Origin of the sequence: Thauera sp. 2A1, from assembly GCF_009469595.2 — a bacterium.
Taxonomy (GTDB): Bacteria; Pseudomonadota; Gammaproteobacteria; order Burkholderiales; family Rhodocyclaceae; genus Thauera.
In genome coordinates, this window is sequence record NZ_SSXV01000002.1 from 213,746 (window position 1) to 240,314 (window position 26,569).

Here is a 26,569-nt window from a genome sequence, read left to right on the forward strand (position 1 = left end):
GCGATGGACCCACGACTGCTGCGCTACTACAACCAGGAACTCCAGCACGTCCGCGAGATGGGCGCGGAGTTCGCACGCCAGTTCCCGAAGATCGCGGCCCGCCTCGGGGTGGACGGCATCGAGGTGTCCGACCCCTACGTCGAAAGGCTCCTCGAGGGCTTCGCCTTTCTCGCTGCGCGGGTACAGCTCAAGCTCGATGCCGAATTCCCGCGCTTCACCCAGCGCATGCTGGAGATCCTCTATCCGCAGTTTCTCGCGCCCACGCCGTCGATGCTGATCGCGCAATTCCGCCCGGACATGAACGATGGCAACCTCGCGAGCGGCTTCGTCATTCCGCGTGGCAGCAGCATGCGCAGCCAGCTTGGCAAGGGCGACGCGACCGCCTGCGAATTCCGCACCGCGCACGAAGTCCGGCTGCTGCCGCTGGAGGTGGCGGCGGCCAGCTATTTCTCGTATGCGCCCGATCTGCCGCTGCCGCAATTGCCCGGCGGCAGTCGCATCCGCGGCGGCTTGCGCATTCGCCTGCGCGCCGGCGCCGGACTGACGATCGCCGACCTCGACCTGGCGCGCCTGCCGCTCTACTTCGGCGGCGGCGACGAAGTGTCGATGAAGCTCTACGAACTCGCGCTCGGCGCCTGCGCCGGCATGCTGGTGCTGCCGCCGCAGCGGCCTGCGCCCTGGTATCAGTTCCTGCCGGCGACGCAGGTCCGCGCGCTGGGATTCGAGGACGACGAGGCCCTGCTGCCGGTGACCCTGCGCGGCTTCCAGGGCTACCGCCTGGTGCATGAGTACTTCGCCTTTCCGCAGCGTTTCACCTTCGTCGACCTGCACGGTCTCGGCGCGCCCGTGCGACGCTGCAGCGGCAGCGAGATCGAGATCGTGCTGCTGTTTTCCCGCGGCGATGCCGCCCTCGAGAGCGTGGTCAGCGAGGCGAACATCAGCCTGTTCTGCGCGCCTGCCATCAACCTGTTGCACAAGCGCGCCGAGCGCATCCAGGTGGGCGACGGGAGCTACGAATTCCACGTGGTGGCCGACCGCACGCGGCCGATGGATTTCGAGATCCACGACATCGAGTCGGTCACCGGCTACGGGGCCGGCGGTGTGCAGGCGCAGCGCGACTTCCTGCCCTTCTACGCGGCCTTCCATACCGAGGCGCCGGAGCATCCCGCCTACTTCACCCAGCAACGCGAGCCGCGCCTGCTGAGCCCGGAGCAGCAGCGCAAGGGCACCCGCTCGAGCTATGTCGGCAGCGAGGTGTTCATCGCGCTGGTGGATCCGGAGGAGGCGCCCTACGCAGCCGAGCTGCGCCAGTTGGCGGTCACGGCGCTGTGCACCAACCGCGACCTGCCGCTGCAGATGCCGGTCGGCGTCGGCAAGACCGATCTCACCCTCGATTCGGCCGCGCCCCTGGTCTGCATCCGCGTGCTGAAGGGCCCGTCGCGGCCGCTGTCCTCGCTGCGCCAGGGCAACGTCGCCTGGCAGTTCATCAATCACCTGTCGCTCAACTACCTGTCGCTGCTCGACAACGATGCGCGCCAAGGCGCGGCGGTGTTGCGCGAGATGCTCGAGCTCTACGCCCTGGGCGGCGACGGCGCGACGCTGCGGCAGATCGAAGGCCTGCGTTCGGTGAAGGTGCGGCCGCTGGTGCGGCGCTTTCCGCTGCCCGGTCCGGTGACCTTCGGCCGCGGGCTCGAAGTCGAGCTCGAAGTCGACGAGCTGGCCTTCCAGGGCGCGAGTCCCTTCCTTTTCGGGGCGGTGATGGAGCGCTTCCTGACCCGCTACGTGTCGATCAACTCCTTCACCGAGACGGTGCTGCGCTCCGACAGCCGCGGTGAAATCATGCGCTGGGTGCCACGATGCGGGAACCGGCCGATCGTCTAGCGTGGCTGAGCGCGCTCCAGAAGGAGCCGTATCGCCACGACTTCTATCAGACGCTGCGGCGCATGGAGTGCCTTTTCGCCGACAAGCCGCGCATAGGGCAGGCCCTGCGGCCGGCGGACGAACCCCTGCGGCTGGCGCAGGACGTGTCGATGAGCTTCGCGCCCGCGCCCATCTCCGCCTTCGAGCCGGCTGCGGACGCGCCGCCCCGCCTGGTGCAGCGGATCTTCGGCCTGCTCGGCCCCAACGGGCCGTTGCCGCTGCATCTCACCGAATACGCCCGCGAGCGCCTGCTGCACCAGGGTGACGCCACGCTGTCACGCTTTCTCGACCTGTTCCACCATCGGCTGATCGAGCTGTTCTACCGCGCCTGGGCGCAGGCACAACCGACCGCCAGCCTCGACCGCCCGGCGCAGGACCGCTTCTCGTTCCTGGTTGGTGCGCTGATCGGAATCGGCACGCCAAAGCTGCGCGAACGCGACGACGCCGGTGATTTCGCCAAGCTCTTCCACGCCGGGCTGCTGGCGCCGCAGGTGCGCAATGCCGATGGCCTGCAGGCGTTGCTGTCCGGCTATTTCCGCCTGCCGCTGCGGGTGGAGCAGTTCGTCGGCCACTGGATGCGCCTCCCCGAATCCGACCGCACGCGGCTGGGGGCGATGAACGCCGGCGCGCAACTGGGCGTCGGCGTGGTGCTGGGCGCGAGAGTCTGGGACCGCCAGCACAAGTTCCGCCTGCGCATCGGGCCGCTCGGCTTCGCACAGTACGAGGCCTTCCTGCCCGGCGGCAAGGCGCTGGCGCGGTTGGTCGCGCTCGTGCGCCAGTACCTGTGCTTCGAGCTCGACTGGGATGCACGCCTCGTCCTCAGGCACGACGAGGTGCCCGCGATGCGCCTGGGGCGCGCCGGCCGGTTGGGCTGGACCACCTGGCTGGGCCGTCCGCGCGGGCGGCGCGATGCCGACGATCTGACGTTGAACGCGGAGGAGGTGCTGGCGCGCAGCCGTGGGGCGCGCCGCACCGACGTTTCGCCCGATGCAATGCAAGGAGCGCAATCATGAGTGAAATCAGCCGCGTCGCCCTGTTCGGCAAGCTCAACCGCGTGGCGTACAAGGCGGTGGAAGGCGCGACCGTGTTCTGCAAGCTGCGCGGCAACCCCTATGTCGAGCTCGAGCACTGGGTGATGCAGATCGTGCAGACGCAGGACACCGACTGGCACCGCATCATCAAGCACTACCAGATCGATGCCTCCGTGCTGGCGAAGGACATCACCAACGCGCTCGACCGCCTGCCGCGTGGCGCGACCTCGATCACCGACCTGTCCGAGAACATCACCAACGCCATCGAGCGCGGCTGGGTGTATGGCTCGTTGATGTACGGCGACAACTCGGTGCGCACCGGCTACCTGCTGCTGGGCATGCTCAAGACCAACTACCTGCGCAATGCGCTGTTCGCGATCTCGCGCCAGTTCGAGCGGGTGAGGCCGGACGAGCTGTCCGACGCCCTGCCGCAGATCACCGCCGGCTCGCCAGAAGACAGCCTGGGCGCGGGCTCGGGATCGGAGGCCGAGCCGGGCGAGGCGAGCGGCGCGATGGCGCCTGCGCAACTCGGAAAACAGGAAGCCCTGCACAAGTTCGCCGTCGACCTCACGGAAAAGGCGCGCAAGGGCGAGATCGACCCGGTCACCGGTCGCGACGAGGAGATCCGCCAGATCGTCGACATCCTGATGCGCCGCCGACAGAACAACCCGATGATCACCGGCGAGGCCGGGGTCGGCAAGACGGCGGTGGTGGAAGGCTTCGCCATGCGGATCGTGCGCGGCGACGTGCCGCCGCAACTGAAGGCGGTGAAGCTGCTGACGCTCGACATCGGCCTGCTGCAGGCGGGCGCGAGCATGAAGGGCGAGTTCGAGCAGCGCCTGCGCCAGGTGATCGACGAGGTGCAGGCCAGCCCCAAGCCCATCATCCTGTTCATCGACGAGATCCACACCTTGGTCGGCGCGGGCGGCGCGGCCGGCACCGGCGATGCGGCCAACCTGCTCAAGCCGGCGCTCGCGCGCGGCAACCTGCGCACCATCGGCGCCACGACCTGGGCCGAATACAAGAAGTACATCGAGAAGGACCCGGCGCTGACGCGCCGCTTCCAGGTGATTCAGGTCCTGGAGCCGGACGAGGCAAAGGCCACGCTGATGCTGCGCGGCGTCGCCACCGTGCTGGAGAGGCACCATCGCGTGCAGTTGCTGGACGAGGCGATGGAGGCCGCGGTGCGGCTGTCGCACCGCTACATCCCGGCCCGGCAGTTGCCCGACAAGGCGGTGAGCCTGCTCGACACCGCCTGCGCGCGGGTGGCGGTCAGCCAGCACGCGACACCGCCCGAGGTGGAGGACTGCAAGCGGCGCATCGAGGCGCTCGACACCGAGCTCGAGATCATCGGCCGCGAGGAGCTGGTCGGCATCGACATCGGCGCGCGACGCAGCGACGCCGAGGCAAGGCACAAGGCCGAACAGGAGCGCCTGGCGGTGCTCGAGGCGCGCTGGAAGGAGGAGAAAAGCGTCGTCGACGAGATCCTCGACCTGAGGGCGAAACTGCGCGCGGGAGGCAAGGCGGTGGACCAGGCGCCGGAAGCAAGCGCCGCGCCGGCGGAGCAGGCCGCTCCGGCCAGCGCCGCGCCGGAGTCACCGGTCGCCGACAGCGATTCAACACCGAAGGCCGAAGACCCGGCCCCGCCTGCGCAGGATCGTGACACCCTGCTCGCCCGCCTGCAGGTGCTGCAGGAGCGCCTGCATGCCTTGCAGGGTGAAGCGCCGCTGATCATGCCGACGGTGGACGAGCAGTCGGTGGCCGGTGTCGTGGCGGACTGGACCGGCATTCCGGTCGGGCGCATGGTCAAGAACGAAGTGGAGGCCGTCCTGCACCTCGCCGATAGCCTGGAGAAGCGCATCATCGGCCAGCGCCATGCGCTGGAGATGATCGCGCGCCGCATCCAGACCTCGCGCGCGCACCTGGACAACCCCAACAAGCCGATCGGCGTGTTCATGCTCGCCGGCAGTTCAGGCGTGGGCAAGACCGAGACCGCGCTCGCGCTGGCCGAAGCGCTGTATGGCGGCGAGCAGAACGTCATCACCATCAACATGAGCGAGTTCCAGGAGGCGCACACCGTCTCCACGCTGAAGGGCGCGCCCCCGGGTTATGTCGGCTACGGCGAAGGCGGCGTGCTCACCGAGGCGGTGCGCCGCCGGCCGTATTCGGTGGTGTTGCTCGACGAGATGGAGAAGGCGCACCCCGACGTCCACGAGCTGTTCTTCCAGGTCTTCGACAAGGGCTGGATGGAGGACGGCGAGGGCAGGGTGATCAACTTCAAGAACACGCTGATCCTCATCACCACCAACGTCGGCACCGACACCATCATGGGCCTGTGCAAGGATCCCGAGCTGATGCCGACGCCCGAAGGCATCGCCCGGGCGCTGCGCGATCCGCTGCTGAAGGTCTTCCCGCCCGCGTTGCTCGGCCGCCTGGTGGTGATCCCCTACTACCCGCTCACCGACGAGATCGTCGGCCTGATCGCGCGCCTGCAGCTCAAGCGCATCGCCAAGCGGGTGCAGGAGAATCACAAGGTGCCCTTCATCTACGACGAGGCGGTGGTCAGGCTGATCGTAGGCCGCTGCACCGAAGTCGAGAGCGGTGCGCGCATGATCGATGCGATCCTCACCAACACGATGCTGCCTCGCATCAGCCAGGAGTTCCTCGAGCGCATCGTGGAGGGGCGGCCGGTCGATGGGGTGTGGGTGGATGTCGTCGATGATGATTTCCACTACCGCTTCGACCGGCCGGAATCAGAGCCTGTGGGGGGTACGGCATGAGCCGGGTCGCCCACCCGCAGCGCCGCGGGCAGCGCGAGCGCGCCGATCCGCCGCCGGGGTCCGCTCCGGCGGCAGCCGAGGACGGCGAGCGGATCACGCTGGAAGAGGCCGTGCTGCGGGCGCAGCAGGCGCATCGCCACGGACAGCACGACCTTGCCGAGCGCATCTACCGCGCGGTGCTCGCGCTCGACCCGCAGGACGTGAATGCACTGCATTTTCTGGGGGTGCTGCTGCATCAGCGTGGCGACAGTGGCGGTGGCGCGGCGCTCATCAGGCAGGCGCTGGCGCTGGTGCCGGACGCGCCAGGCGTGTGGAACAACCTGGGCAACGTGCTGCTGGAAATGGGGCAGATCGATGAGGCCGTCGAGGCCTATCGTCGCTGCCTGGCGCTCGCGCCCGAACTCGCCGATGCCCACAACAACCTCGGCACCATCCACCGCAGCCGTGGCGAATGGGCGCTGGCCGAGGCGGCCTACCTGCGCGCGATCGCCGCCCAGCCCGACCGGGCCGATGCCTACGACAACATGGCGGCGCTCAACCGCGCCGCGCTCGCGGTCAATCCGGCACTTGCCGATGCCTACAACAACCTCGCCAACCTGATGATGGCGCAGCGCCGCATCGGCGAAGCCGTCGCCTACGCATGCAAGGCGATCACCGTGAGCCCGGGCCACGGCTCGGCGCGCAAGCTGCTGGGCATCGCCTACTACACGCTGGGCGAGCTCGACCGCGCTGCCGCGGTGTATCGCGAGTGGCTGGCGGAGGAGCCGGACAATCCCGTCGCACTTCATCACCTCGCCGCCTGCACCGGACAGGCGATTCCCGATCGCGCCGCCGACAGCTACGTCGAGAAGACCTTCGACGACTTCGCCGCCAGCTTCGACGCCAAGCTCGAACACCTCCAGTATCGTGCGCCGCACCTGCTGGCGAACGCACTGGAGGCCGCCTGCGGCGCGCCGCGGGGCGCGCTGGACGTGCTCGACGCCGGTTGCGGCACCGGGTTGTGCGGCCCGCTGGTGCGTGCGCACGCGCGCGTCCTGAGCGGCGTGGATCTGTCCGGGCGCATGCTCGAGAGGGCGCGTCAGCGCGGCATCTACGACGACTTGCACAAGGCCGAGCTGACGCACCACCTGTCGCAGCATCGGGACCGCTGGGACGTCGTGCTGTCGGCCGACACCCTGTGCTACTTCGGCGATCTCGACGCGATGCTGGCCGCCAGCCACGCCGCGCTGCGGCCCGGCGGGCGGCTGTTATTCACCGTGGAGGCACTGGCGGGCGAGGGCGACGCGCCTTTCCACCTGCAGCCCAACGGCCGCTATGCGCATCGCCACGGTTACGTTGCCGCGGCGATGGCGCGGGCGGGGTTCGACGACATCGCCATCGACGGCCAGGTGCTGCGCAACGAGGGCGGCGAGCCCGTGCGCGGCTGGCTCGTCAGCGGGCAGCGATCGCAGCCGCGATAACCCGGAGGAACGAGCCATGCCGCGAATTCGACTCCCCGACCCCAAGGACATCGACGAGATGATCCAGGGCGTCAGCAAACGTTCGGAGATGGCCGAGCGCAAGCTCAAGACCGCGATCGGCAACGCGCTGGCGACGATGGACCCGGCCGACAAGCGGACGCTCACTGGCGATCTCAGGCTGACCGACCTCGACATCCAGAACCTGTTGCGGCGCGATCGTCTGGATGATCCGGCGCGCGACAGGCTCAAGGAAATCATCGCCAAGATGCGGGATCTGGACGAAAGCGGGCTCACCATTTACCCCGGTGCGGTGCAGAGCCACCGCGAGTTGAGCAAGACCGAGCGTACTGCGATGGCTGCGCTCGCAGCGGATGTTTCCGCCTTGATGCGCGACATCGCCAGCGGTCACCACGACCCCTATGTGAAGAACGTGTTCGGCGACGGATTCGAGGAGGAGGCGAAGAAGGTCTTCAAGGGCGCAGCCAAGGCACTCGACCGGCTGATGAAGGCCTCCGGCGGGCTGGTGGTAGATGTGATGCGCAAGAGCGACGTCTGGAGTTGCGGCGGGCTCACCAACAGCACCCGCATGGCGCTGCCGGAAAGCCTGGTGGCGGCGGCCAGCGATCGCAGCCGGAGCGGGTATGCGTTCCTGACGCTGGTGCACGAGAGCACCCACGCGTTGCCCAAAGGAGGCACCACCGACGTGCTGTACGAGCACCACGAGCGCTTCCTCAACGCCAATCCGCAGGCCAAACTCGCCACCGCCGACTATTACAAGGAAGTCGTGCGGCAGATCGCCACCGCCGCGGGGCGCGTCTTCACGCCCCAGGACGTCGATGCCCACCTCTCTACCACGCGCTCCAAGGATCTGATGCTGGCGGCCGAGGCCGCGGACAAGGTGCTGAACGGCGCCTGGGTGAGCGCCATACGGATCCACGACACCATCCACAGCATGGCGCGGGCGCCGGGCAACTTCGTGGGCTGGGAAACCTGGTTGCGCAACGCTTCGCGGCTGATGGGCACCTCAATCCATCGCGAGCCGGACATCGCCTTCACCAAGGCCGGTCTCATGCGCGGCAGGAACAGCGGGCCGCCGATCCACAGCGGCGACCTCGCGGTGATGGACAACAAGATCGCGATGCTGGCGGCGTGCAACGGCAAGGCGAAGTACGTCATCAAGGAGCCCACTGTCGCGCTGGGGCCCGAGGACTACGTCGGATACGTGCTGACCGAGGTGTTGCGGATGTTCGGCGGTGGGCTGAAGTTCAGCAAGTCGCTGGACAAGGACGTGATCGTGATCCGGTCGCTCGGCGCGCTGCATGAATCGGTCAACAGCGGAAGAAAGAACCTGCTGCTCGACGTCGGCAATGCGAAAAAGCCGGGATTGGCGCAACTGCCCGAACCGATGCGCAGCTACGATGCGCTCAAGCGCGTCTAGCACGCACATCGTCATGCTCGCTGCGCTGGCGTTTCACGAACCGATCGCCTAACAATTACGTATGAGGCGTATGAGGCACACAAGGGAGGCCGCATGCCGCGGGTAATGGAGATCACCACGCCGCTCGATCCGGATGTGTTGCTGTTCCATTCCATCGTCGTGCGTGAGGAGATGGGGCGGCTGTTCGAGTTCGACATCACCGTGCTGAGCCCGCGCAACGATATCGACCCCAACAAGCTGCTCGGCAAGAACGTCACCGTGAAGGTGGAACTCGCCGACGGCGCCATTCGCCATTTCGACGCCTATGTGACGCGTTTCGCCTTCGCCGGCGTCCATGGCCGCTATCTGCGCTACCAGATCGTCGGCCGCCCCTGGCTGTGGTTCCTGACGCGCACGGCCGATTGCCGCATCTTCCAGAACAAGAAGGTGCCGGACATCATCAAGGACATCTTCGCCAAGTACGCGATCGCTTCCTACGAGCTGGACAAGCTCACCGGCACCTACGAACCGTGGGAATACTGCGTGCAGTACCGCGAGACCGACTTCAACTTCGTCAGCCGCCTGATGGAGCAGGAGGGCATCTCCTACTTCTTCACCCATGCCGACGGCAAGCACACGCTGGTGCTGGCCGATTCGCCGAGCGCGCACGAAGCCTATCCGGGCTATGCGGAGATCCCCTTCGTCACCGGCGAGCGCGCCACCCGCATCGAGCAGGAACGCATCTCGGAATGGGGCTTCAACTGGGAGATCCAGCCCGGCGCCTATGCCATCGACGACTTCGATTTCAAGAAGCCCAGCGTCGAATTGCTGAAGCAGACCAAGCAGAAGCGCGGCTACGCCGAGGCCACGCACGAGATCTACGACTACCCCGGCGAATACGACACCCCGGCGGAGGGCGAGACCTATGTCCGCATCCGCCTGGAGGAACTGCAATCGCAGGTGCAGGTGATGCAGGGCGCGGGCAATGCCCGCGGCATCGCGGCCGGCAGCATCTTCAAGCTCACCGGCCAGCCGCGCGAAGACCAGAACCGCAAGTACCTGATCACCGCCGCCACGCTCAGCTTTGCCTACAACGACTACGAGTCCTCGGAGTCGGAAGGCGCCACCTACCGTTCCAGCTTCAGTTGCATCAACAACGATGCGCCGTTCCGCACGCCGCGCACCACGCCCAAACCCATCGTGCAGGGCCTGCAGACCGCCATCGTCGTCGGTCCGGCCGGCGACGAGATCTACACCGACCAGTACGGCCGCGTGAAGGTGCATTTCCACTGGGACCGCCACGGCGACGCGGACGAGAACGCCTCGTGCTGGATGCGCGTGTCACACCCCTGGGCGGGGAAGAATTTCGGCATGGTCGCGCTGCCGCGCATCGGCCAGGAAGTGGTGGTCGAGTTCCTCGAAGGCGACCCCGACCGCCCGCTCATCACCGGCCGCGTCTACAACGCCGAGCAGATGCCGCCTTGGGCGCTGCCCGCGAACAAGACGCAGACCGGCGTCCTCACCCGCTCCTCGCTGGGCGGCAGCGCTGCCAATGCCAACGCCATCCGCTTCGAGGACAAGAAGGGTGCCGAGCAACTGTGGATCCACGCCGAGAAGAACCAGGACATCGAGGTCGAGAACGACGAGACGCACTGGGTCGGCCACGACCGCACCAAGACCATCGACCACGACGAAACCACCCACGTCAAGCACGACCGCACCGAGACGGTGGACAACAACGAGACCATCACCATCCACGGCCAGCGCACCGAGACGGTGGACAAGGACGAGACGATCACCATCCACCAGAACCGCAAGGAGCGCGTCGACATCAACGAGACGATCTCGATCGGCGCCAACCGTACCGAGGACGTGGGTGTGAACGAGGGCATCACCATCGGCAGCAACCGTACGGTGACGGTGGGCGCGAGCGAAACCAAGACGGTCGCCCTGCAGCGCACGCACAGCGTGGGGGTGAATGAGACGATCGCCATCGGCGCGGCGCAGGAGGTGGCGATCGGCGCGTATCAGACGGTGAATGTGGGTGCGAATCAGGATGTCAGCGTGGGGGCGAATCGTTCTATCTCGTCCGGCGCGAACTTGTCGACCTCGGTCGGCGCCGACGAGTCGCGCGACGTCACCAACGGCCGCAGCACGAACATCGGCAAGGACGACTCGCTGAAGGTGGGCAAGAACCTCGTCATCGACGCCGGCGACTCGGTCACGATCAAGACCGGCAGCGCCAGCATCACGATGAAGAAAGACGGGACGATCGCCATCAAGGGCAAGGACATCAGTATTGAAGGTAGCGGGAAGATCAACGTCAAGGCTTCGAGCGATATCACCATGAAGGGCTCGAAGATTCTGCAGAACTGACATCGCGCGAGCGGTCGGAGAGGGGGTTCAAATGAGCGGTCGTGACCAGTTGGAGATGCTTCGCGTGCCCGCACCGGCACATCCAGCGGGCGTCAGCGCGACGGACGTACGCATGGACGGCGTGGTGATCGGCGAACTGATTGCTTTAACGGATCAGGGGGGGACACCGCTGGTGCTCTACCCCGGTAGCGCGGCGCTGGCTGCGCGCAGTACGGTCGATCTGCACGGGGGGCACATCGGCAGATCCGTGGTGCTCATGTTCGAGGCTGGCGACCCGCGCAGGCCGATCGTCATGGGTTTGCTCCGAGGTGGCGAATCGTGGTCGCTCGCCGAGGCGCCGGAGAATGTGGAAGTGGATGCCGATGGCGAACGAATGGTGGTCTGCGCGAAAGAGCGACTCGTCCTGCGTTGCGGCAAGGCGAGCATCACCCTCACCCGCGCTGGCAAGGTCCTGATCGAAGGGGCCTACGTGCTGAGCCGATCGTCGGGGGTTAATCGGGTCAAGGGCGGCAGCGTGCAACTGAACTGAACTTCGAAGCACGACGAAGCGCCTCATCGGTGGTGGAAGATTGATGTGGAATCTGAGCAACAGCACGCCCTACGCCGCAATCGCGACACTGGCGGCCGATCGCGACGGCCACGACCTCTGGATCACGGTTGTGAAGGCGACCTTCGACGTTGTGCCGGACGGCTCGGTCGAACGCGCTGCCGAGCAACTTCCGGTCGTCTTCGCGCCCCTGTTCGCCGGCGATCCGAGCCGCTCGAGCCTCCTTGCGGAAAGCGACATCGACTATGCCAAGGCGGGTGTCGATGTCCTGGTCCAAGGTACTGTCCATGCCCCCCAAGGGAAACCCGCCCAAGAAGTTCTGGTCGGGCTCGATGTCGATGGCAGGCGCAAGATCTTGCGTGTGCACGGTGAGCGCCAGTGGATACGGCGAGCCGGTATCGTAGGGCTCTCCGAGGCGCAACTATTTACAGAGATGCCTTTGACCTATGAATTTGCGTTTGGCGGCTTCGATCCAGTCGATGAGAACGACCATGATGAGCGCAACCCGGCGGGTCGCGGCTACGCAAAAAAGTCGTCGCGGCTGGTAGACCGGCCGGCGCCGCGAATCGAGTATGTCGATAACCGTGCCGACGGCCCACAGCCGAGACCGGCCGGTTTCGGGCCCGTCGCGCGCCACTGGCTGCCGCGACGAACATTGGCAGGTACCTACGACGACAAGTGGAAGGAAGAGCGCTTGCCTCTGCTGCCAACGGACTTCGACGAACGTTTTTTTCTGGCTGCACCCGAAGACCAGCAATTTACTCGGCTGCCACAACAGGCGCTGGTCCGCGTAGCCGGAATGTCTGCCGATGGGAGCCAACTGACTTTTCGTATTCCCCGCATCGCTCTTGCCCTCAATATCCAGATTGGCAACCGCGAGGTCAATCGACGCCCGAGTCTTCGCACGGTCCTCGTTCTTCCCGATTCACGCAGGGTGGTCGTGACATATGCCGACGCAATGCCTTGCTCCGGCGAGAAGTTCAGCATCGTCGATACGGAAGTGGTCGAAAAGAGGTTTATTCAGTAGCCATGGCGCAGCCCGCACGTACCTCGGGGTCAGCCCTCGGCATAAGCGTCATCGGCGCTGGTGCCCGAACCTCTCTCGGCGGCGACTTGGCGAGTTCCGCTGCGGCGGCGAGAGCGGGCATTGCGAATTTTTCCGACCATCCCTTCATGATCGACGTGACCGGGCGGCCGATGGTGGTTGCACGGGACGGTGGCCTTGCAGTTGAGCTTGAAGCCGAAGAGCGAATGGCGCAACTTGCCGTGGTGGCGGCCGTCGATGCCTTCGCCGGCGTTCTGCCTGCCGAGGACGGACGCCGAATTCCATTGAGGCTCTTTCTCGCTTTACCGGAGGCGGACAGGGTTTCCAGTCTCTGGCGGTCCTCGCGGCTTTCCAAAGCGGTCGAGGACGCGCTTGCGGACCGCGCCGAGGTCGTCGCAGTGCAGTGCTTCACACTCGGGCATGTTGCGGGGATTGGTGCCGTTCATGCTGCACAACGTGCAATCAGCGAAGGCTTTGTCGGTTGCTGCCTCATATTGGGCGTCGATAGTTGGCTCGACCCCGTCAGCCTGGAATGGCTCGATGAAAAAGGGCTGCTTCACTCGTCCGCGCGACTCTTCGGCTTCGTGCCCGGCGAAGCCGCTGCGGGGCTGCTCATCGGCTCGCCGCAAATGGTCGGACGCACGATGCCGAGCGCGGTGCTTCAGGGGGGCAACCTGTCGGCCGAGGAGAACCTCTTACCCGAGACTCCTCGGTTGGGGCTGGCGTTGACGAAAGTGGCGCGGAATGCGCTGCGTTCGCTCGATGACGGTGACGGGTTTGCCGAGGCGGTCTTTACCGACCTCAACGGTCTTCCTGAGCGGGCTGATGAGGTTGGTTACACGATGGTGCGCGTGAACGAGCGATTGAGGTCCGGCGGTCGGATGATCACGCCTGCGGAATGGTTTGGCGACGTTGGCGCGGCAACGGTTCCGTTGATGGCGGCTCTTGCCGTCGCAGCGGCTGAAAAGGGATACAGCCCGGAGCGGATCACCCTGTTGCTGATTCAGTCGTTGGGCGCAGAACGGGGAGCCTTGCTGATTTCCTTGTGGAATGGAGGGACTGCATCATGCCGGTAACCGTCAGAGCGGACAAATTTTCAATTTCGCACACCGGTGCGAATGGCATCGCCGCGGCGACGGTGCCGGACGTCTGCAAGACACCTTCGCCCGGCGGGCCCATTCCCATTCCTTACCCCAACATCGCGATGTCGTCCTCGCTGTCAGACGGCACGACGACGGTGAAGGCCGACGGTAATCCCTGCGCCCACAAACCGTCGAAATATGCCCGCAGCAATGGCGATGAGCCGGGTACGGTGGGTGGCGTCAAGTCGAGTGTCAATATGGGCGAGGCGACTTGGCTAACCTACTCCTTTACAGTCAAACTGGAAGGTGAGGGAGCCTGCCGCCTTACCGACAAGATGTACAACAACAAGCAAAACACGGTTTGCCTTTGAGGAGTGCGCTAGTGCCCAATATGGAAATCGCCGTGATGCCATCGACGCCGGTGGCGATCATAGCTTGTGCGATCCACTGCTGCGACAACAAGGTTTATACGGTGACGGAGCATCCACCGCTGAGCCCGTGCACCTCCCTCGGGAAGAAGAAAGATACGTGCGTGCGCAGGAACGTAAAAAAGGCGTTGGCCAAGAACAAGATCAAGAACGTGAAGGTCGAGCCAAAGGAAACAGTCACGGTCATGACCAAAAAAGGACCGAAGGTTTTTAATTGCAAGCCCGACTTCATGGTAGACAACCGTATCATCGACGCAAAGTTTCCCTGCGACGAAGGCAAGCTTAGGCCGAAGTTGGCGCCCCCCGGCAAGCCCGGCTTGGTTCAGGATCGCGCGGTCGGCGCGGCCAAGAAAACCCCGAAGGAAAAGCTCGCATATCCAAAAATGAAAGGTCCGGATGGCAAGAAGGTGAAGAGTGTTCGCGTAATGGGGCCGAAGGAGGCCGCGAAGAAGAAGGGTGACTGCCAATGCTCATGATGGACGTCGCCCGATGAAAATTCTGCAGTACTTCGAGTTGCAGGAAGAAGGCATTCGGCTCACGTCGCTGGTCCTTGCAACAACAATATTCTTCGACGGATCGATACGCGAGCACGGCGACGATTTGCTGGCGGCCTGGAGCGAGTACCGCGATTGGTGCCCGCCGGAAAGCATGAACTTCTATTCGACCGAGACAATGTCGAAACACAAGGCGGTCACCCAGAACACATTGGGCATGCTGCAAGCGTGGTTCGCGCCTGGGTCTCCCGAGCGCAGCATCATTTCGTTCGAGGTCAAGGACGGAAAGACATTCGATGAAACGCCGCGATGGCTGTTCGATATTGTTGGTATCGAAGGCGATCTGGAGGAACCCTCGCTGTTTCAGATTACGGTTCCTTACGCCACTGATCCGGCGGTCGCAGACAGGTTGCGCGCATTTACCTGCATGATGATTGGTCGTCTCGACGCGTCGCATGCCGTCGCCGGCGTCGCGCTGGCGTGTTCGCCGTACGAAGAGGAAACCGCCCAAACCTTTGCGCGTGCGAGGTCGATGCGGCACCGGGGTGTGGACATCCTGCTACGCGAGGCGGACCGAGTGACCGTCGGTCGAGCTGGCGTCAAGGGGGCGAACTGGCTCACATTCATCGATCAGGGACGGGTGCAGCGACTTGGCGGTGAGGCCGGAGTTCGCTCCGCGCTTGATCCTGCGGTCGAACTGACTTCCATAAACGGCGGGCTGCTGATGCGGGCAGGTCCAACACCCGCCATCGGCGACGAAAACCGGCGCGACCGGCTGCCGCTATATCGTAGCGTTTTCCGGGTGATCGAGCCGCTGACAGTTGACGCCTTTGACCGTGCCCTCGATCTTGTGCTCGAGGACGACGAGGAAGCGACCGAACTCTCCCAGCGCTGGCGCAGGCGTCTCGCCGAATGAGCCTTCTCTTGCCCATCCGCGCTCCCCGGATTGCCAATCTGAATGGGCACTGGCTTTTTTGCATACGCGCAGATGCGGTTGTCCATGGCCAACTTCGCAGCCTTGCGGGCATGATCCTGCCCTACTGGGTCGCCGCGGGCAAAGAGGGGGGCTATCTCGCCGCAGCGGCTGAGCCCGGCAACGCTTGTCTGATCGAACGGCCCTTGCCCGATGAGCTTGTAAATGAGGCCGATCTTGCGTTCTTCGCCCGTGCGCTCGACCTCCGCGCGTTTCAGATTGTTCGCTCGGCAGTTCTGGCCCAAGCTGCTGGACGCCTGCCGCCCGCAGCCGGAGGTATGGATGACAGGGGCGGTGGGGCGGAATGGCCCGAGCCACTCTTGTCACTCTTCGGGGCCGCGAGTTTCGTGATCCGACCGCTCGCACGGGGTACCGAGGAGCTCGTTCCTTTGCCGGGTGCGGAGCCCGACGCCGACGTGTCTGAAATGGATCTGTATCCGTCCGCGCGTCTCCATGCGAGTTACAATTTCGTCTTGGCGCCACAGCCCGGCAAGCTGAGACGCTGCATCGTCACGTTTGCGGAGAGCGTGGATCGAGCGCTATTGAGCCAGCTTGCGCAGTTCATTTTCCCGTGGGTGCGTTTACTCGAAACCGGTGGTTTCGATCAGCCGACGGATACGCCGGGCGAACGATCGGCAAGATTCGGCACCGTACAGGTGTACGATCAATTCAGCGCGGAGATCGTCGTCGATCACTTTGCCGCGGCGGAGGGCGCCTGGAGCGTTCTCGCCAATCTCCTCGCTACGTTTGCCCTCACGCATCCGATCGTCTCGGTCGAGATCAACTAAGGGTTCAAGGGCGTCGAGTCACGCTTCCTGATCAGCATCCACTCATGCCAGTCGCCCCCAGCCACCTTGTAACGACGGTCATTAATCAGCACGTCGAAGAATCGGCGATTCTGCGCAATATCCGTTCGGTGTTGCTGACGGCACCCCACGTCAAACTCCATCAACTCCGCCGCCTTGATGACCGCATTGCCGCACACCTGGATGGTCTCGCGATAGCGGGAGACTTTGGCGTGGCCTTGTCGATGGAGGCTTTGGAAACGCCCGGCGTTGGCGAGGTTTTCGCGGCAGCGGTGCGGGCAATCGAAGACGCGGACAAAGGGCGCCTCGACCGGTTGTTCGCAGTGGCCGAGGCGGTGCCGGAAGCGCAGCCGGGACTGATTTCGTCCTTCGGCTGGGTGTCGTCTCAGGTTCTTCAAGGCACCGTCAGCCAACTGCTCGCGTCCGGCTCGCCGTTTCGTCGCCGGGTGGGCATCGCGGCCTGCGCGATGCACCGCGTCTCCCCCGGGGCTGCGCTCGACGCCGCCCTTGAGCATCTGGATTCACCGCTGCGTGCCCGAGCGCTGCGTACGCTTGGCGATCTGGGCAAACGTGACACTCTTGCGTCGGTGCGCGATTCGCTGGAGGACGAGAACGAAGGGTGCCGCTTTTGGGCGGCCCGGTCGGCGGTGCTGCTCGGGGATCGCGAGTCCGCGCTGGCAAGGCTTGCGAGCGTCTGCCAAGCACCAGGACCACAACGCGAACGGGCGATGCATCTGACGCTGCGCGCAATGGATGTGCCCCGTGCCCACGAACTGCTCAAGCTTTTCGCCCGCGAGCTCAAAGACATCCGCCCGCTGATTCAGGGTGCCGGCATCGCCGGTGACCCGCATTACGTCCCGTGGCTCATCAGACACATGGACGACCTGAAGCTGGCGCGCCTGGCCGGCGAATCCTTCACCTTTATCACCGGCCTGGATCTCGCCTACCTCAATCTAGATCGGCGCCGGCCGGAGGGCGTGGAGTTCGGCCCGAACGACAATCCCGAGGACGACGACGTCTCGATGGATCCGGACGATAGCCTGCCGTGGCCCGACCGGCAAAAGATCACTGCCTGGTGGACGGCCCATTCGCAGCGTTTCCAGTCGGGTGTCAGATACTTCATGGGCGAGCCGGTCAGCCGCGGGCACTGCCTCACCGTTCTCAAGGAAGGTTGTCAGCGCCAGCGCATTGCCGCGGCGGAATTCCTTTGCCTACTCGATCCTGGCACCGGACTCTTCCCGACCAGCGCCCCCGCCTGGCGCCAGCAGCGATGGCTGGCGGAAATGAGTTGATCGGCAATGACCGCGAAAGTCATTCTGCCCCTGCTTGCCTTGCTGTTCCTGCTCTTCAGTGTCGCCCGGCTGGCTGCGGCGGGCTGGAGGGTCACTCCGGCGAGCAAGGCCTGGCTGTTGATCGGCACAATCTTCTCAGCCGTGTCACTCTGGCTGTGGTTCCACGTGGCCTGACAAGTGCCGCCCTACGAATGTGTCAAGCGCGCAGGCGGGCGCTGTTGCGCCGTTATCGCTCTCCGCCTTGGATTGTCCCATTTCCACCGTGCCTCAAGACTGACTTTGCGACTGCCCATCCACGCACAGGTCCGGAAACCTGTGCTGGCAGCGAAGAGCGTCACTTCGCCAGCATCCCGCTCGTCAAGTGTGCCTCGTCATACGCAAAGACAACTTCCGGATTCGGCAGCACCAGGTCGCGATCCTTGCCATCGTAATGCAGGCGCATCAGCAGGTCCTTGATGAGGTTGATGCGAGCGACCTCCTTGTTGTCGGCGCGCACCACCGTCCAGGGTGCGGACAGGGTGTGGGTGCGCGCGAACATCTCATTGCGTGCCTGGCTGTAGCCGGCCCAGTGCTTGAGTGCCTCCGCGTCGATCGGGCTCATCTTCCACTGCTTGAGCGGATCCTTGCGCCGATCCTGCAGGCGCTTTTTCTGCTCCGCCTGGCTGATGTCGAGGTAGTACTTGAACAGCTTGATGCCCGATCGCACGAGCATGTGCTCGAAATCGGGGACGGTCTCCATGAACTCGTCGTAGTCCGCCTCGCTGCAGAAACCCATGACCCGCTCGACGCCTGCGCGGTTGTACCAGCTTCGGTTGAACAGGACGAATTCCTGACATGCGGGGAGGTGGGGGACATAGCGCTGGAAATACCAGGTGCCGCGGTCACGATCGGACGGCCTGCCGAGCGCCACCACGCGGGTCTCTCGCGGGCTCAGGTGCTGGATGATGCGCTTGATCGTGCCGTCCTTCCCGGCGCCGTCGCGGCCTTCGAGAATCACCAGGATTCTGTCGTTGCACTTGATGAAGTGGCGCTGCAGCTTTACCAATTCGATCTGCAGGGCGTGAAGGGTCTCTTTGTATTCCTTCTTGCCGATGTGCGGGGCGACGTGCGCTGCGTCGTCGTGATTGGATTTCTTGTTCATGGTCGGCTCCAGACAGCGGATGGAATGGGCGATGGTCATTCCTTCTTGACCAAGCCCGTCGGCTGTTGCGGGGGCGAGGTCCTCGCGTGCAGGAGGGCTCACCATTTTTTTCCGGCACCGTGTGCTCTGGTTTCATCGGCCGGTCGTTCGGGCCAGCGGTAGCTCGCCGAGCGGCGGCGGTGCAATCAACTGGGGAGTCTGCGGCCCCACGCTCTTGTCGCGGAGCCTTTCGACGATGGGCCGGGCGGCAGTGAAAACTTCCTGCACCGTCACCAGGCCGTTGTTATCGGTGTCGGACGAGGGCGACAGGGCATCGATCAGGGCGTAAGTGAAAAGTCCATGCTTGCCGGGGGCGTATTCCTGCGATTCCTCGTCGCCCTTGGAGGCGACGATCAGGGAGAACAGCGACGCGGCCGAGCGTTTCATCAGCGAATAGGGCTCGAAGCGTCCTTCGATGTTTCTCGCCTGACAAGTATCGACAATCAGCAGCCGGCGGCCGGCGGCTCCGCGCAGAGCCTCGAAGAACACCGTCCAGGGCAACAAGGACTCGAGCGTGCGTCCCTCGCGCAGTGCCTCTAGGTCGGCGGGTTCGGCGTCGCGCGGGACGAAGTAGTAGTTTCCAGCGGGGTCGCTGATGCCGTGCGAGGCCAGGAAAACGACCACGGTGTCTTTTGGGCGTGTCTGGCTCAGAAAATCCAGGGCATCCAGGATTGCACGTCGATCCGGTTTGGTATTGGTGTCGTCGGTGAGCAACTGTGTGTTCACCCGCCGGAAGTAGCTGCTGCCGCGCTGTCGGAGGGCTTCAGCGATACCCGCTGCGTCCGCTGCCCCGTAGGCAAGCTGCGCCCGGGGCGGCAATTTCGGAAAGGCGTTGATGCCTACCGCCAGCAGGTAAAGATCACCCGCGGGCGCCTTGTCCCCGATGGGATCGGATAGCTCGTAGTAGGTTTCGGCGACGCCCATCGAGACGCCGGTGAAGGATTCGACCCGGATATTGTTACCGCGGTCAAAGAGCTCGACTTCGAGTTGGCGTTCGAAGCGTTCAGTCTCGCGTCCAGACAGGCGCCGCTGCTGACTTGGGGTGACCGGAATGTTGTTGACGAAGACGGTGAGGTCCTGCATGTCGAGCCGGTTTCTTTCGCCCTTGATCTGCAACTGAAGGCGCGGCTCGCCGTCCCGTCCTCGCTTCGTTGCCAACGGCTGCAGACTGAGCCGCGGCGGGGCGATGTCGCGCAGTTGGCCGATCTCGAAATTCGCAGCCGGGGTGTTCTGGCCAAGACTCCTAGTCGTGGTCGGCTTGATGGCGGCCAGGAATGCTGCGGCGACGACATCGGGGCGATACAGGATGCGGTCGAACTGCACCGCACGGTAGAAGTCGGGCGTGAGGTCTCGTCCCCGGTTGAAGTGCCAGCCGACGAAGTTGTCGCCGTAGACGGAGGACATGTAATAGCCGTTTGGAACCCAGGCGACCCAGTCGCGGCCATTGGAGTGCGGAAAATAGGCCAACTCCTCGTGGCCGTCGCTCATTCGATACCAGCGCAGGGTGCCGTCGGATAGCGCCGCGACGGCGAGTTTGCCGTTCTGAGCGATGTTTACGGCCCACGCGACTGCCGGCAGTTTTACGCTCCAGATTTCCTCGGCGTTCGCATCGAACAGCCGTAGTGCCCATTCCGTGCCCAGCAGCACGACCTTGCGCTTTGGGTGCAGGGCGTAGCTGCGGGACATTTCGTACTCGTCCAACAGCGCTTGCTTGCCGTTGATAGTGGGATCGAAGGAATCCTTCCACCGAGCCACCTCCATGCCCGGCGCATGTGTCAGCGGCCGAAAAGATTTCTCCTGCGATGTTTCTTCGAGCCCCTGATCACCCGCAAGAAGGGGGGAGAAGCTCCGCATCGCCGTCTCGGTGCGTCGCGTTGGATAGCGCAGCAAGGAACCGTCGGCAGAAAGTTCGATTCTCCCCTGGGAAGCGCTGAAATCCACAATCTCGGGTCCGCGCCACGCATGGCGCTTGCCGTCTGGGCCCACGATGCCCACTCCCGGGTCCTCCGCCGCAAAGGCCATCGCGCCTTCGGCCATCGGCTGGACGTCGATAATGCGGTTGTTGGACACAGGAATCGACTGCAAGGCACCTCGGCCGCCGTCGGCCCAACGATACAGCGGCGTCTCGCCGCTGCCCCGGTAATCGCCGCCAGCGTAGAGATACCGCCCGTCGGAGGACCACCCAACACTGTTGAAGCCCGCTTGCGCGTCGACGCCTTCGATGCGTGGTCGATAAGCCTCGCTCAAGTCGCGCGCCTGGAGCAGGGTGATCGCCGGCTGGTCAAAAAAGCTTACGGCGAGCCAGCGGCCATCGGGTGAGAATCGAACGCTCGAGGGCTTGCTGCCGCCGGCGACTGTCCGCCGCCCCAACAGCTTGAAGTCGCGATCGTAGAGCCGCACCATGCCGTCCAAGGCGACCGTCACCACCAGCCCGTCGAGCCGTTCATCGATCTCCATGATCTTGTCGCGGTAGTCGAGATCGCTCGCAACGACCTGGTAGTCCGATAGCCTGAGCCGGTGGAGCCCTCCACGCGCTTGCAGTCCAATCAGCAGGTGCTTGCCGTCCCGCGTCCAGGTAAGCGCCTGGAAGGCGTCCTTGAAGCCACCCACTCGGTGGATCAGTTCGCCGCTGGCGATGTCGAAAAGGTAGAGCGATGCGGCCCCATCCCAGTCCCAGCCTGTCCAGCCACCTGTCGCCACCGTCTTGCCATCGGGCGACACCGCCACAGCAAAGAGTTGGCCTTCGTGGCCCTTATCGATGGGTACGCGAAGCGTACGGATTAGTCGTGCCTCGGGCATCTGCCACACCCGCACCGTCTTGTCGTCGGAACAGGTGATGAGCCGGTTACGTGGCGTGTCCACCGCGATGCGGCGGATGAGGGTCGTGTGCATGCCGACCTCCACGCGCAGTACCGGCTCTGCAGTCGGGTCGCCGGCGCTGGCAGAGGCGACGCAAGTCAGCAGCAAGAAGCTACCGGCTGCCGCGAGCGCGAGCGCGAGAGTCAGAGTGAGTGAGGCGAGAGGCCGCTTCACGGCCCTATTGCAGCGATTTCGGCTTGCGGCGCAAGCTTTCATCGTCGTCCTCATCGGCGTAGACGACGGAGGGGCTGCCGAAAGCGCCACTCCGTCCCAGATCCACACTCTGAGCTAGGCCACGTCCGCCGCTGAAAAGCAGCACTCCCCCTTGAACTGCTACCGTGCCGTCGACGCCCGGTGTTCCGTTTCCGTCGGCGGCCATTTCCGTCCCGATGGTGGCCAGCGCGGCAGCAGTGTCCGCAGCCTGCAAGGCATCCGCAACCTGCGTCGATTTAGTCGTGCCCGCCGAGCCGGGTGGACCGGCGATGCCCACGTCGATCGCATCAGGGGCGGTCACCAAGATCTCGGGCAAAGCCGGCGCGGCCGGCCCGGAAGCCACTGGAATCGGAGGTGCATCAACCGGAGTGGCGCGCAAGGGACCCGGTGCGGGCGGGCCGACGGGAATATCGGGAACGGAGATCGGTAGTCGCGAAACTGTTGCAGTCGGAGCAGGCGACGCGTTGAAGGACGCCGCATTCACGACCACTGCGCTGGAGTTGGACGTGAGAGCGAAGCTCGCTGTCACGTCTCCGCTGGGCGAGTTGATAACGATAGGGCCCTCGGCCCGCGCACCTTGCAGGTTGACCGTCGCACCGACACCCGATGCGGTCAGGTTCAGAGAGTCGACCCCCTGATTGTTCGGGTTCCAGATTGCAAGCCCCGGCGCTACCACGTCCACCGGGGCGCCGATGGGGTGAGTTATCGTGATGTTGCCGTTGTCCGAGTTCAGGCTCACTGGGCCGATCGTCTCCAGTTGGCCCATCGTCATGTTGCCGCGGGCGTTAAGCATGGTTGGTTGCGGCGTGGCTTCGAAGCCGAGAAGGCTGTCCGAGACGTGCACTGGCTGGACGATATCGATGCTGCCGCTTGGCGCCGACAGCCAGAGCCCCCCCATCGGTTCCACCCGACCGCCATCGGCGGGATTGCGCAGCGTCATCGATCCGCCCGGACCCGCGATCCACGTCTGGCGAAATCGCGATGCCGGAATCGGGTCGATGACAATGTTGCCGCCGGCCTGTGCCTTGAGCGCATTCGCTATGACGTCGCCGTCGACCTTGAAATCACGGCCCGCGCTGACCCAAAGCAAGTTGCAGCAGAATGTCGACAGATTGACGTCCCGCCCCGCCACGAGTTCAGCCGTGCCACCGAAATTGCCGCTGATGTCGTGTGCCGCGCGAATGTAAAGTGCGTCGGCTCGCAGGTTGGCTGCCACGGAGCCTGCCGCGGAGAGGGCTTCAATATCTTCGGCAGTGGCTTGGAAGTTGTCGATGCCGAGTTCGCCCTCTAACCGTACTGATTGCGGAAAGGTACTGTCGTCCGAAGTAACCTTGCTCCTGAACACCGCGCCGTCGATGATCTTCCCTGCCGTAGAGGTGATACGCAGCGTGCCAGCCGTCCGCACGGAAGGTGCGTTGATGTCTCCCTGAGCCAGCAACGTGACATTGCCTCGCCTAGCGTCGATGTCGCTGATGAAGGTGCAGACGGTTTCGGACGTGCAGTTGGTTTCATCAGTAGGAAGCGGGCCGATCGGCAGTGCCTTGATCGTCGTATTCATCACAATTCCACCGGATCCTGCGGTGATGCTGATGTTCTCATCATTGGAATAGATGCGCTCGTTGACGTGGACTGCATTGCCCCCGTATAGATTCACCGGGCCGGTGGTTGCCGGAATAGGCGCCTCGATGTACAAGGTGCCCCCACTCGATGCAATGTCGAGCGCGCCGGAGGTAACAAAGGGGGTATCGGGATTGGGCTTGGGGGCCGAGGCATCGCCGACAGACAGATCTCCGCCGGCGGACACCGTGAGGGTGCCGTTTCCCGTGCGCAACTGTTTCCCTGCCGCTATGCGGACGGTGCCCAAGCGACCCTGCACCGTGAGGGCCGCATTGCGAGTCACGACGTCATCAGCGACGATGACATCGGTTCCGGCGATCAAGGTGATGGTGCCGGTGTCGGTGATGGCGTCGCGATCCTGGCCAATCTGGGAATTCACACGAATGTCCCGTCCGGCGTTGATCGCGAGGCTCGCCCCGGTACGCACGTTTTCCACGCGCCGATCCACATTCACGTCGGTTGCCGCGGCAATGGCGGTTGTTCCGGTGGTTTCGTAGATGGGCTCACCGACCGTGACCGCGCCGCTCGTGGAGCGGAGGTCCACCGACCCGGTGGTGGCGTAGCTACCGCTCACCAGCTCACCGCCGGCGCTTACTGCAATCGGCGCAGCTCCGCTGCGCAGTTGTACCCCGGCGCCTTGGGCAACCGTGCCCGTGGCAGCGCTGACGCGAATGGCTCCCTCATTGGTGGCAATGGATTGCAGAAGATTCACCGTTCGACCGGCGGACAGGGTCGCTTTGCCACCGGCGACACCGCCCCGTCCATCCACCTGGGCACGCACTGCGATGTCCCGTCCCGCAGTCACCGAGAGGGGCGCGCCGCTGCGAAGATTCAGCACTTCGGCCTCGAGGTTGGCATCCTGCGCGGCAGTCAGTGTCAGCGCGCCGACCGTGCCGTCGATCCCTTGACCGAGGGTGACCGAGCCGCTTGTCGACGCGAGGTTCACAGGGCCAGTCGTAGCCAGAATGCCGGTCGTAAAGTCGCTCCCCGCAATCAGGTCGATCGCGCCTCCGTACGCAAACACGCCTTTGGCCGACGCGGTGACAATGCTGCCGGTGTTGGCCCGAACACGGATCATGCCGTTATTGGTGAGGAGGAAATCGTTGAGCTGCACGCTGCGCCCCGCGACGAGATCTATCGCGCCGCCGGCGCTGCCGCCGCGCCCGTCGACCTGCGCGTTCACCATCACGTCTCCGCCCGCGTTGGCCGTGAAGCTGCTGCCGTTTCGCAGGTTTACCACCGGCTGGTTGATGCTCACGTTGCCGGCCGCGTTCACGCTGACCGGACCGGTGGCCGCGCTGATCGCCGTGTCGAGGCTGACGCTGCCACCCGTGGAAGTGAAACTCAGGGGGCCAGTCGTGATCATCGGGCCAGTGGACAGGTTGTTGCCGGTCCTCACCGAAATCGGTGCGCTCTGGGTGAACACACCCTTGCCTGCAGCTACGCGGACCGTCCCCCCGGCCGCGTCGAGGCTCACTGCCCCGTTGTTGGTCACGATGAAATCATTCACGTTGATGTCCTGGCCGGCCGTCAGCGTCAGGCCACCGCCCGAAATGCCGCCGCGGCCATCGATCATGGCGTTGACGTTGACATCGAGGTCGGCACGCAAGGTAGTGCTGGTGCCGGTACGCAGTGTCGTGTTTATGACGCGGGCCTCGTTAGGGCCGATGTCGAATGTCAGCGGATCGAGCAGTAGCGACCCCGCTGCGCCGAAGGGCGCGCTGGCATCGACTGCGCCGGCGAAGACCAGGCTTCCCTTGCCCGAAACCTCCACCTGCCCGCCATCGCCGCCCCGAGCGCCACCGCGAGCGCTGATGCTACCTGCGTAGCGCGTATGCCCATCAGCCCAGACCACGATGTTGCCGCCCTTGCCGTCATCGGCGGCGTCGGCTGTCAGCGCTGCCCCTGCATCCACGGCGGTTGTTCGGGCGCGGTAGGTCGACCCGCGTCCCTGGAGCGCGCCACCCACATGGATCGTGCCGCCGCCCCTATCGCCGCTGACGTTAAGTTGCGAGCCGGCAGCGATGTGCACTGTGTCGCCGAGAATCTCGACTGTCCCGCCGCGCTGCCCAGCCTGCACGCCCTGGGCGCCGATCGTGCCGCGCACTTCGACCGTGCCGCCGTGACTCAGCAGCACGACACGCCCGTCCTGCTGCAGTGCCGAATCCGCCTGAATGGTGCCGGACAGATTGATGACCTGATCGAGCACCGCCTTGGCTGTTGGTGCGTTGATCAGCACCACCTGACCACCCGTGGCCTCGATCTTGCCAGACTGTGAAATCAAGGCGCTCAAGGGTTTGCCGGCGCTATCCAGCAGGGTGAGCGCTTGCTCGGGCGCGAGCGCGACGTTGATCAGCCCGTCGCCGTACAGGTCCAGCGTGAAGGTGTCGCCCGCACCGAGCGCCACCTTGCCGAGGCGCGCCTGGATGAGTCCGCTATTGGCGACATGCGGGGCGACGAGCGCGACGAGCCCCCCGTCGGCCGCGCTCAGATGACCTTGGTTGCTGATGCCGGCGCCCGGCTTGCCGGCTTCGAGAAAGCGCAGCCGCCCTGCCATGAAGTCCTGATCGCTGACATTTGCAGTGCTCGCGATCAGGCTGCCGACGTCTATCCGGGACCCGGGGCCGAAAACGATTCCATTCGGATTGATCAATACGAACTGGCCGTTTGCCTCGATCCGGCCGAGGATCATCGAGAGCTGGCCACCCGTCACGCGATTCAGCGTCGCAGAGGTGCGCGACGGCTGGGCAAACACGACGGACTCTGGAGCATCGACGCCGAAGCTGCGCCAGTCGATCACTGCCCGATCGGTTCGCTGGTCGATGCGCGTGTTCGTGCCGGACTGGGAAACGCTGGCCGTTCCGGCACGTATGACAGCACCCTGAGGCGCAGCCCAGGTGGCGAACGAACAAAGGCCCAAGGACAACAGGGCCGCCACGAGGGGCAGAGGGCGGACGAACCTCGGGAGTGGGTGGGGGTGCTTCACCTGGTCCATGGCCTTGCTCCTTCTCCTAGATGGTGCGACCGTGCCTAGTCACCTTCGTATCAG

Annotated in this window: 18 protein-coding genes; 15 read left to right on the top strand and 3 right to left on the bottom strand. The window is 64.7% G+C overall.

The window, feature by feature from the left end; genetic code table 11:
* The first annotated feature begins 3 nt into the window (after window positions 1–3).
* The 15 genes from tssF (at window position 4) to GH664_RS03125 (ending at window position 17,825) form a co-directional block, all read left to right on the top strand.
* Window positions 4–1,881: a type VI secretion system baseplate subunit TssF gene (gene tssF / locus GH664_RS03055; RefSeq protein WP_153166671.1), complete on the top strand. Its 1,878-nt coding sequence runs from the start codon at window positions 4–6 to the stop codon at window positions 1,879–1,881.
* Window positions 1,857–2,933 carry a type VI secretion system baseplate subunit TssG gene (tssG, locus tag GH664_RS03060; RefSeq protein WP_153166672.1) on the top strand — a complete coding sequence of 359 codons (1,077 nt, stop codon included), beginning with the start codon at window positions 1,857–1,859 and terminating at the stop codon, window positions 2,931–2,933. The genes tssF and tssG overlap by 25 nt, the downstream gene beginning before the upstream one ends.
* Window positions 2,930–5,731: a type VI secretion system ATPase TssH gene (gene tssH, locus GH664_RS03065; RefSeq protein WP_153166673.1), complete on the top strand. Its 2,802-nt coding sequence runs from the start codon at window positions 2,930–2,932 to the stop codon at window positions 5,729–5,731. The genes tssG and tssH overlap by 4 nt, the downstream gene beginning before the upstream one ends.
* Entirely contained in the window at window positions 5,728–7,191 is a 1,464-nt protein-coding gene (locus tag GH664_RS03070) for a tetratricopeptide repeat protein (RefSeq protein ID WP_153166674.1), read from the top strand. Before tssH ends, GH664_RS03070 begins: the two co-directional genes overlap by 4 nt.
* A 16-nt stretch (window positions 7,192–7,207) precedes the next feature.
* A complete protein-coding gene (locus GH664_RS03075; protein ID WP_153166675.1) occupies window positions 7,208–8,629 on the top strand; it encodes a hypothetical protein in 1,422 nt (473 codons plus the stop codon).
* Between the two features lie 93 nt (window positions 8,630–8,722).
* A complete protein-coding gene (locus GH664_RS03080) occupies window positions 8,723–10,984 on the top strand; it encodes a type VI secretion system Vgr family protein (protein WP_153166676.1) in 2,262 nt (753 codons plus the stop codon).
* Between the two features lie 31 nt (window positions 10,985–11,015).
* A complete protein-coding gene (locus GH664_RS03085) occupies window positions 11,016–11,513 on the top strand; it encodes a DUF6484 domain-containing protein (protein WP_228111355.1) in 498 nt (165 codons plus the stop codon).
* 43 nt (window positions 11,514–11,556) lie between these two features.
* Window positions 11,557–12,558 carry a DUF2169 domain-containing protein gene (locus GH664_RS03090; RefSeq protein ID WP_153166677.1) on the top strand — a complete coding sequence of 334 codons (1,002 nt, stop codon included), beginning with the start codon at window positions 11,557–11,559 and terminating at the stop codon, window positions 12,556–12,558.
* Between the two features lie 146 nt (window positions 12,559–12,704).
* On the top strand, window positions 12,705–13,652 hold the full coding sequence (locus GH664_RS03095) for a hypothetical protein (RefSeq protein ID WP_153166678.1): 948 nt from the start codon (window positions 12,705–12,707) through the stop codon (window positions 13,650–13,652).
* On the top strand, window positions 13,643–14,029 hold the full coding sequence (locus GH664_RS03100; RefSeq protein ID WP_153166679.1) for a DUF4150 domain-containing protein: 387 nt from the start codon (window positions 13,643–13,645) through the stop codon (window positions 14,027–14,029). Before GH664_RS03095 ends, GH664_RS03100 begins: the two co-directional genes overlap by 10 nt.
* An 11-nt stretch (window positions 14,030–14,040) precedes the next feature.
* Complete coding sequence (locus GH664_RS03105; protein ID WP_228111356.1) at window positions 14,041–14,562, top strand: hypothetical protein; 522 nt, start codon at window positions 14,041–14,043, stop codon at window positions 14,560–14,562.
* Window positions 14,563–14,575: 13 nt separating this feature from the next.
* A complete protein-coding gene (locus GH664_RS03110; protein WP_153166681.1) occupies window positions 14,576–15,496 on the top strand; it encodes a type VI immunity family protein in 921 nt (306 codons plus the stop codon).
* 110 nt (window positions 15,497–15,606) lie between these two features.
* On the top strand, window positions 15,607–16,341 hold the full coding sequence (locus GH664_RS03115; RefSeq protein ID WP_153166682.1) for a hypothetical protein: 735 nt from the start codon (window positions 15,607–15,609) through the stop codon (window positions 16,339–16,341).
* 44 nt (window positions 16,342–16,385) lie between these two features.
* Window positions 16,386–17,651: a TIGR02270 family protein gene (locus GH664_RS03120; RefSeq protein WP_153166683.1), complete on the top strand. Its 1,266-nt coding sequence runs from the start codon at window positions 16,386–16,388 to the stop codon at window positions 17,649–17,651.
* Between the two features lie 6 nt (window positions 17,652–17,657).
* Window positions 17,658–17,825: a hypothetical protein gene (locus GH664_RS03125; protein ID WP_153166684.1), complete on the top strand. Its 168-nt coding sequence runs from the start codon at window positions 17,658–17,660 to the stop codon at window positions 17,823–17,825.
* A 160-nt stretch (window positions 17,826–17,985) separates the two neighbouring features.
* Here the strand turns inward: GH664_RS03125 and ppk2 are convergent, their stop codons facing one another.
* The 3 genes from ppk2 to GH664_RS03140 form a co-directional block, all read right to left on the bottom strand.
* Entirely contained in the window at window positions 17,986–18,792 is an 807-nt protein-coding gene (ppk2, locus tag GH664_RS03130) for a polyphosphate kinase 2 (protein ID WP_153166685.1), read from the bottom strand.
* 132 nt (window positions 18,793–18,924) lie between these two features.
* The gene (locus tag GH664_RS03135; RefSeq protein WP_194270310.1) at window positions 18,925–21,723 is read right to left on the bottom strand and encodes a caspase family protein; all 2,799 of its coding nucleotides are present in this window, start codon (window positions 21,721–21,723) and stop codon (window positions 18,925–18,927) included.
* Window positions 21,724–21,868: 145 nt separating this feature from the next.
* The gene (locus GH664_RS03140; protein ID WP_153166687.1) at window positions 21,869–26,515 is read right to left on the bottom strand and encodes a filamentous hemagglutinin N-terminal domain-containing protein; all 4,647 of its coding nucleotides are present in this window, start codon (window positions 26,513–26,515) and stop codon (window positions 21,869–21,871) included.
* Window positions 26,516–26,569 lie beyond the last annotated feature (54 nt).

What these genes read in the sequence shown, in the direction of transcription:
- GH664_RS03075 (WP_153166675.1), top strand. Translation starts at nt 7,208, where the DNA reads ATGCCGCGAATTCGACTCCCCGACCCCAAGGACATCGACGAGATGATC.
- tssH (WP_153166673.1), top strand. Translation starts at nt 2,930, where the DNA reads ATGAGTGAAATCAGCCGCGTCGCCCTGTTCGGCAAGCTCAACCGCGTG.
- GH664_RS03080 (WP_153166676.1), top strand. Translation starts at nt 8,723, where the DNA reads ATGCCGCGGGTAATGGAGATCACCACGCCGCTCGATCCGGATGTGTTG.
- GH664_RS03070 (WP_153166674.1), top strand. Translation starts at nt 5,728, where the DNA reads ATGAGCCGGGTCGCCCACCCGCAGCGCCGCGGGCAGCGCGAGCGCGCC.
- GH664_RS03120 (WP_153166683.1), top strand. Translation starts at nt 16,386, where the DNA reads ATGCCAGTCGCCCCCAGCCACCTTGTAACGACGGTCATTAATCAGCAC.
- GH664_RS03090 (WP_153166677.1), top strand. Translation starts at nt 11,557, where the DNA reads ATGTGGAATCTGAGCAACAGCACGCCCTACGCCGCAATCGCGACACTG.
- GH664_RS03140 (WP_153166687.1), bottom strand. Translation starts at nt 26,515, where the DNA reads ATGGACCAGGTGAAGCACCCCCACCCACTCCCGAGGTTCGTCCGCCCT.
- tssG (WP_153166672.1), top strand. Translation starts at nt 1,857, where the DNA reads ATGCGGGAACCGGCCGATCGTCTAGCGTGGCTGAGCGCGCTCCAGAAG.
- ppk2 (WP_153166685.1), bottom strand. Translation starts at nt 18,792, where the DNA reads ATGAACAAGAAATCCAATCACGACGACGCAGCGCACGTCGCCCCGCAC.
- GH664_RS03125 (WP_153166684.1), top strand. Translation starts at nt 17,658, where the DNA reads ATGACCGCGAAAGTCATTCTGCCCCTGCTTGCCTTGCTGTTCCTGCTC.
- GH664_RS03110 (WP_153166681.1), top strand. Translation starts at nt 14,576, where the DNA reads ATGAAAATTCTGCAGTACTTCGAGTTGCAGGAAGAAGGCATTCGGCTC.
- GH664_RS03095 (WP_153166678.1), top strand. Translation starts at nt 12,705, where the DNA reads ATGATCGACGTGACCGGGCGGCCGATGGTGGTTGCACGGGACGGTGGC.
- GH664_RS03115 (WP_153166682.1), top strand. Translation starts at nt 15,607, where the DNA reads ATGATCCTGCCCTACTGGGTCGCCGCGGGCAAAGAGGGGGGCTATCTC.
- GH664_RS03085 (WP_228111355.1), top strand. Translation starts at nt 11,016, where the DNA reads ATGAGCGGTCGTGACCAGTTGGAGATGCTTCGCGTGCCCGCACCGGCA.
- tssF (WP_153166671.1), top strand. Translation starts at nt 4, where the DNA reads ATGGACCCACGACTGCTGCGCTACTACAACCAGGAACTCCAGCACGTC.
- GH664_RS03100 (WP_153166679.1), top strand. Translation starts at nt 13,643, where the DNA reads ATGCCGGTAACCGTCAGAGCGGACAAATTTTCAATTTCGCACACCGGT.
- GH664_RS03135 (WP_194270310.1), bottom strand. Translation starts at nt 21,723, where the DNA reads ATGCACACGACCCTCATCCGCCGCATCGCGGTGGACACGCCACGTAAC.